Source organism: Tessaracoccus luoxuelianae, from assembly GCF_054483915.1.
Window position 1 is genome coordinate 181,153 of record NZ_CM137013.1, and the last position, 6,769, is coordinate 187,921.

The window sequence follows — 6,769 nt, forward strand, 5'->3', positions numbered from 1 at the left end:
GGCTTCGAGGCCGCTGCGCGGCACCTCAGCCAGCGGGTGGGCGGCCGCTGCGCGGCACCTCAGCCAGCGGGTGGGCGTGGGATCCGACGCCGGACGTCGGCCACCGTGGATGGGCCCGGCTCCCACGCCGCGACCCACGGCAGGTCGTCGGCGATGTGCAGGACCCCGTCCTCCAGCCCCGCGTGGTGCCCGTCGAGCACACGGCGGGCCAGGTGACGGTCGCTGCGGTCCGAGTTGTGCCACAGCGCGCCGAACAGGGCATCCACCCGAATCCTGGCCTGCTCGCAGAACGCCCCGGCCAGCTCCACGCCCTCGGGGTTGCTGTCCCGCTCGGCGGTGGCGCGCACGCAGGAGGCCGACATGGCGAACAGCTCCGCGCCGATGTCGACGATGCGGCCCAGGTAGGCCTGACGATGCTCCAACCTGCCCTGCCAGCGCGCCATCCCGGCGAAGATGGCCCGGGCCAGGCGCCTGGCGGCGCGCTCCACATAGCGAAGATGCTCGGCCAGCGGGCCGTGCTCCCGGTACGCCCCAGGCACGGTGCCAGCACCGACGGCGAGCATCGGCAGCCACCTGGCGTAGAAGCCCGACGCCCGCGCCACAGCCTCCGCCCGCGCACGTGTCGTCGCCTCGGGGTCGATGATCTCGCCGGCCACCTCGAGGTGGACGTCGACGGCCTCGCGGGCGATGAGGAGGTGCATGATCTCGGTGGATCCCTCGAAGATCCGGTTGATCCGCATGTCGCGCAGGAGCTGCTCGACTTCGGCCGGGCGCTCGCCCCGGGCGGCCAGCGACTCTGCCGTTTCGTATCCTCGCCCGCCGCGGATCTGGACCAGGTCGTCGACGATCCGCCACCCCATCTCGGAGGCGTAGAGCTTGACCAGGGCTGCCTCGATGCGGATGTCGTTGGCGTCGTCGTCGGCCAGCATGCCGGCCAGGTCCAGCATCGACTCCATGCCGTAGGTGGTGGCCGCGATGAACGCGATCCGGGTGGCGATGGCCTCATGGTCGCCCACGCGCCGCCCCCATTGGACCCGCTCCCCGGCCCAGCCGCGCGCGACGTGCAGCGACCACTTCGCCGCGCCGACGCACATCGCGGGCAGCGACAACCTGCCGGTGTTGAGGGTGGCCAGCGCGATCTTGAGGCCCTTGCCGGTGGCGCCCAGCACGTTGGCGGCAGGCACGCGCACCTGATGGAACCGGATGAGCGCGTTCTCGATCCCGCGGAGGCCGACGAACGCGTTGCGGCGCTCGACGGTGATGCCGGGCGAGTCCGCCTCCACGATGAAGGCCGTGATGCCGCCCTTGCTCCCGGGGGTGGCCGGGATGCGGGCCAGCACGACGAACAGGCTGGCGATGGTGCCGTTGGTGGCCCACAGCTTGAGCCCGTCGAGGACGTAGAAGTCGCCGTCGGGAGTGGCCGTGGTGGCAAGGCGGGCGGGATCCGATCCGACGTCGGGCTCGGTCAGCAGGAACGCGGAGACCTCACCGGCGGCCACCCGCGGGAGATACGCGTCCTTCTGGGCGGTGGTGCCGAACATCTTGACCGGCTGCGGCACGCCGATGGACTGGTGGGCAGAGAGGGTCGCGGAAACGGCTGGGTTGGCCGACCCGATCAGCGTGAGCGCCTTGTTGAAGTAGTACTGGCTGAGGCCCTGGCCGCCGTGCGACTCGGGGACCTTCATCCCGAAGGCCCCGATCTCGGCGAGCTCGGCGAAGGTCTCGTCGGGGATGCTGGCCTCGCGTTCGATGCGGGCGCCGTCGATCCGGCGGCACACCTCCTCGACCCGCGTGAGGTAGCTCTCGCCCTTGGCCCTGGCCGCCGGGCTGGGCGTGGGCCAGGGCTCGATGAGATCGAGCCGCAGTCTGCCGAGGAAGAGCTCCTTGCCGAAGCTGGGCTTCGTCCACTCGGTCTGTCGTGCCGCCTCCGCAACTGTGCGGGCCTCGCGGGCGCTGGGGCCGTGGGTGGGCGTGGATGTGGGGTGAGTCGCGGTGCTCATGATGCCCTCCAGGAACGCATTCCACGATACTCCTGGGCGGTCGCTCCTGCGGCGGGCACTGCTACCCCCAGCGAGATGGCCTCCTCCGCGGCACCTCAGCCAACGGGATGGGCGGGGAGTGGCTCCGGGGGTGCGTCGAAGAAGCGGGTGTCGCGGGCGAAGGCGCGGAAGAACGCGAAGATGAAGCCCATCCGCTCCTCGTAGCACTCCCAGGTGGTGGCCGAGCTGCCGGCCACGTCGACCGTCAGCGCATGCTCGAAGCGTTCGGCCAAGTCACACAGGTCGGCGTGCGCGAGGTGGTCGAGCACCGCCGGGTAGCGGAGCCCGCCCAGGTACGACGGCGGGGGTACGTCGCGGCACACATCGATCGGCCCGTCAGGGGTGTAGACGTCGACGAAGCGGGTCACGATCCGCCCGAAGAGCCCGCCCAGCGGCATGGCCTCGTCGATCAGCGAGTCAGCGATCCACTGCTCGTGCGCGGCCACCCGCACGTTGCCCAGCAGCATCAGCTCCGCGACGGCCCGGTCCGCCTCGTCGTCGAGCTCCTCCTTCACCGCCAGAGCCCGCAGCTCAAGGGCCGACTGGTATGCGGTCAGCGCCGCAGCCAGATCTGGGGCCTCGCCGAAGAGCGGATCCGCGACGGCGACCTCGAGCGCCAGGCGGGTGGGCCCACCCGCCCGCGCCACCTCGTCGAGCCAGCGGACGAAGCGGGGCGCGACGTCGGCGATGATCGTCCGGTTGCCCTCAGCGACCGCGGCCGAGGTGCCGGGGTCGAGGCCGAACGGCAGCGCGTCGCGACGGATCACCCGGCCGGCGGACGCGCTCGCCCAGGCGCCGAACGCGAGCCAGTTGACGTCAGAGCGGCCGACGAGTTCGGCGACTGAGAGGGCGAGGTCGCGGTAGCAGGCGGTGATGGCTACGTTGCGCATCACCGGATCTGTGAGCGCGACCACCTCGGCGACCGCCAGCTGCGACGGATAAGGCATGGTTCATGCTAGGCGGGGGGACGTGGCCGCCGCCAGCGCACCTCGACCTGCCGCTCCCTCGCCAACTTCTCGATCAGGTAGCTGACCTCCTGGTTGGCGTAGCGGTCGTGGGAGTCGCGGACGTCCGAGCGGCCGCCAAACAGCGCGTCTGCCTCGTCGAACAGCAGCACCTGGCCGGCGCGCTCCGCCGCGTCGAACACCTCGGCCAGATTCTTCTCCGTCTCGCCGATGTAGCGCGAGACCACGCGCGACAGGTCGACGGTACGCACAGTCTGCGCGTCGATGCGCCTGCGTCCTACGAGACCGAACGGCTGGGTATCGCCGTCCGCGGGCTCTCCTGGCGCCTGGGTCTGCAGCGTGAGGCGGTGGACGTCGAACTCGGCGGGCCTCACCGTCGCGATGAACACCTCGAGGATCAGCCGTCCCGCCTCCACATCCGCCTGGGTCATGGTCTGGCCCAGTCCGCACCGTGCCCCGTAGGCATGCTCCGGCTTGGTGCCCTGCAGCGCGCCCTGGCGCCAGAGGTCGAAGAGGAAGTTCTCCACCGTCGTCCGCACCTGCACCCAGAGGGGCACGTCGTTGGGCTCGAACACCACGAAACCCAACCCCGCGGCGATGGAGGCAAGGACGTGGTCGGTGAGCCGGCGGACCGACAGGTACCGCTTGGGTGGCTCGATGCTCTGGGCGCCGGCAAGGGTGCGCGCCCCCCACACCAGGCGGCCCCGGCCGGGGAACTCACGGAGGGCATTGACGCCCTCCTGGGTCAGCAGCTCGCCCGCCTCCTCGCCTAGCGCCTCGGTGAACCCATCGATGCCGTGCAGCGCGATGTTGGCGGGGGCCTTCCAGACCCCGCGCTCGGCGTCGGATCGGGAGATGGCGCCCGCGACGGCTCCCGAGGGCGGGACCTGCACCCCGCCGACGACGAGCCATGGGTGATAGGCGGCTGCTCGCTCACGGTATGGTCCCGTCTGCTGCACCGTCGCCCTGGCAACGGCGTCGAAAGGGCCTGCGGGGAGGTCGAGCAGCAGCACGGAGCGGTGGGCCGCGCAGAAGGTGAGCGCGGCGGTCACGTGTTGGTGATGGGCGGCCGTGAGCCCGGGGATCGCGAGGACGGTCACGCCGGAGTCTTCGAGGGCGTTGAGGCCCGAGGCGCCGTCGACGGGCACGAGTTGCTCCGGGGCGGGCCCTGCCGCCCGGACGACGATCGCGCTGGTGCCCCCGTTGGCGAAGAACAGGTCGACGGCGTGACCCAGTGGCTGGTCGGCCCCGAGGGTGGGCCCGAAGGTCGCGTGATACTCGCCCGGGGCGGTGACCGTGACCGGCGTGTCCACCGGCCCCTGGGCGCAGGCGCCCACGAAGCCCGTCACCGAGGTGGGCAGCGGCTGAATGGCGGTGCCGGCGGGGATTTCCTCGATGTAGGGCATCTGTCCACTGTGGCTGACGGACCAGCGCCTGGCAAGACCATGTCGACCGCTCACTGAGGGCCTGGCCTCTCGCCGGGTTGGCTCGCACCGCGCCAATCGGTCCACCGCTCGGCGCGACCGCGACAAGCAAGGTGCCGTGACGAGACGCCCGCGCGGCTCACGTTCCTCCAGGACTGCCTCCGAGTCCCCTGAGGGCTCGACATGCGTCCTGGAGGAACAACAGCCGCACAGCCATCACTCGACCAACGCCGCGCCCCCCACAACTCGTCGGAGGGCGCCGTCCTCAGACGGCGCCCTCCGGTCAAGGGCGATGTGTGGATCACCGCGACAGTGGGTACGTCACAGGCATGAGTGATCACGATGACAACCCCCGAGCCGTGAGGGCGCGCTATCCCGACGACGAGGATCCGACCGAGCGCGACGAGACGCCCGGGGAACGCCTCGACAGACAGTGGAACGAACTGCTCCAGGAGCTGAGGGTCACGCAGACGGGCCTCCAACTCCTCTCGGGCTTCCTGTTGACGCTGCCGTTCCAGAACCGCTTCGCCGACCTGTCGCCCACCCTGCTGACGGTGTTCCTGCTAGCAGTCGCGACGGCGACGCTGGCCACGGCGCTCGTGGTCGGTCCGGTCGTGCTGCACCGGCACCTGTTCCAGGAGCATCGCAAGGACACCATCGTGGCCGCGGGGCATGTGATGGCGAAGATCGGCCTGGGACTGCTCGCGGTCACCATCGTGGCGGTGTCGTGGCTGACGTTCGGCTTCGTCCTCGGCGACCAGTGGGGCCTGGTGGGCGCGGGTGCCGCCGTCGTGGTGTTCCTCGGCCTGTGGATCATCCTCCCTCTCATCCTCAGGTCGCGCCGGGACGCATGACGGCAGTCGCTTGAGGGTTCAGCCTCCAGGGGAGGGCGACGGCGAGGGGGAGCCGATGCTTCCCCTCGCGAGCGCGCAGGTGTTGCCGGTGAGGGTGGGTGCGGCGGTGTCGGTGACCACGATCCCGTAGTCAACGTCCTTGCACACCACCGAGGCCAGAGCCCCCGTCGCTGTGCCTCCGACGATCACGGCGGCCCGGCTGGAGCCGGAGATGGTGGCGCCGTCGACGATGGGGGCCGCGGATCCCTCAACCTGAAGGCCCACCTCGCCACCGTCGATGGTGAGATCCATCAGCGTTGGGCGAGCCGCTTCGGCCACCGCGACCCCGACCTTGTTGGCGTCGAAGGCCGCCGTCGTCACCGACCCGTCAGCGTCGCCGAGGAAGCACAGGCCGCATTCGCCGTTGCCGGTGAAGGTGGTCGAGGTGATGCTGACCCGGTGCGTGCCCGCGACGGCGAGGCCGGCCCAGCCGTTGTCGCGGAACACCACGTCTGTGGCCTCCATCGAGGTGCGGCGGTCCGTGGCCAGGTCCTCGCCGACAAGCATCACACCGGCACCGCCGCCCGTGTCGTCTGGCCGGCCGCCGGAGATCTCGAGTTGGTCGAGGACGAGGGTCGCGGTGCCGCCTGCGACGACGCCGGAGCCTGGGACGGTGGTGTCGCGGGCGAGGCTCATCGACTCCAGGGCCACCGGCTCCGCCGTCGCCACCAGCACCGCGGCCTCCGGGGCGCTGGAGTTCAGCGTGGTGACGCCGGCTCCCTTCCCCTCAAGGGTGATGGCGCTGAGCAGCACCAGCGGGCCGGTGAGGTCCCACTCCCCCTCGCTGAGGAGCAGGGTTGAACCTGAGGGCGCCTCGGCGAGGGCCTCGTGAAGGTCGTCGTCGGGGAAGATGGCCCGGCGGACCGGAAGCTCGGGGATCCGCCCGTCGAGTCCCGCGACAAGCCGGGCGCGCACCGCCTCGGCCAGAGGGGTCATCGCACGGACCTCGTCGATGCCCTCGTCGACGTCCTGCCTCATCTGCTGGGCGGCGCAGTTGAGGTCTTCGACGGCGTCGCGCACCTCCTCGAGGGCATCCTGGATCTTGGTGGAGTCACCGTCGACGACAGAAGCGGGAGTGGCGGATTCGCTGGCTGTGGGTGTCGCGGTGGACTGCGGGCCCATGGCCTGCTCGTAGGAGTCGACCACGCCTTGGAGGGCCGCGCCGACGGTCGCGGCCAGGTCGCGGCATTGGGACTCGGGCCAGGCCGACGGCGAGGCCGAGGGACTGGGCGAGGGCGTGGGGGTCGCGGCGGGGTTCGCGGAGCAGCCCATGAGGGCAGTGGACGCGACGATCGACGTCACGAGTCCCACAACGGCCTTCATGCGGCCACGCTACAGCCAGTGATGCGTGATGGCGCCGGTTACGACCCTTCGAGACGGACCACGCCGCTTCGCGGGCGGCCCTCCTCAGGGAGCGAAAAGAGACCGACCACGCCGCTCCGCCGACG

Annotated in this window: 5 protein-coding genes; 1 reads left to right on the top strand and 4 read right to left on the bottom strand. The window is 71.0% G+C overall.

Annotated elements, in window-relative coordinates:
* Positions 1 to 59 precede the first annotated feature (59 nt).
* From ACX1D1_RS00730 to ACX1D1_RS00740, 3 genes are all read right to left on the bottom strand, one after another.
* Positions 60 to 2,000, bottom strand: coding sequence for an acyl-CoA dehydrogenase family protein (locus ACX1D1_RS00730; RefSeq protein ID WP_459055509.1), 1,941 nt, complete (start codon positions 1,998 to 2,000; stop codon positions 60 to 62).
* Positions 2,001 to 2,095: 95 nt separating this feature from the next.
* A complete protein-coding gene (locus ACX1D1_RS00735; RefSeq protein ID WP_459055510.1) occupies positions 2,096 to 2,986 on the bottom strand; it encodes a hypothetical protein in 891 nt (296 codons plus the stop codon).
* 8 nt (positions 2,987 to 2,994) lie between these two features.
* Positions 2,995 to 4,410, bottom strand: a complete 1,416-nt coding sequence (locus tag ACX1D1_RS00740) for a phage tail sheath family protein (protein WP_459055511.1) — start codon at positions 4,408 to 4,410, stop codon at positions 2,995 to 2,997.
* Between the two features lie 347 nt (positions 4,411 to 4,757).
* Between ACX1D1_RS00740 and ACX1D1_RS00745 the strand changes: the two genes are divergently transcribed.
* The gene (locus tag ACX1D1_RS00745; protein ID WP_459055512.1) at positions 4,758 to 5,282 is read left to right on the top strand and encodes a DUF6328 family protein; all 525 of its coding nucleotides are present in this window, start codon (positions 4,758 to 4,760) and stop codon (positions 5,280 to 5,282) included.
* An 18-nt stretch (positions 5,283 to 5,300) separates the two neighbouring features.
* On the opposite strand, the gene ACX1D1_RS00750 is transcribed toward ACX1D1_RS00745, so the two are convergent.
* Complete coding sequence (locus ACX1D1_RS00750; RefSeq protein WP_459055513.1) at positions 5,301 to 6,644, bottom strand: right-handed parallel beta-helix repeat-containing protein; 1,344 nt, start codon at positions 6,642 to 6,644, stop codon at positions 5,301 to 5,303.
* Between the last annotated feature and the right edge of the window lie 125 nt (positions 6,645 to 6,769).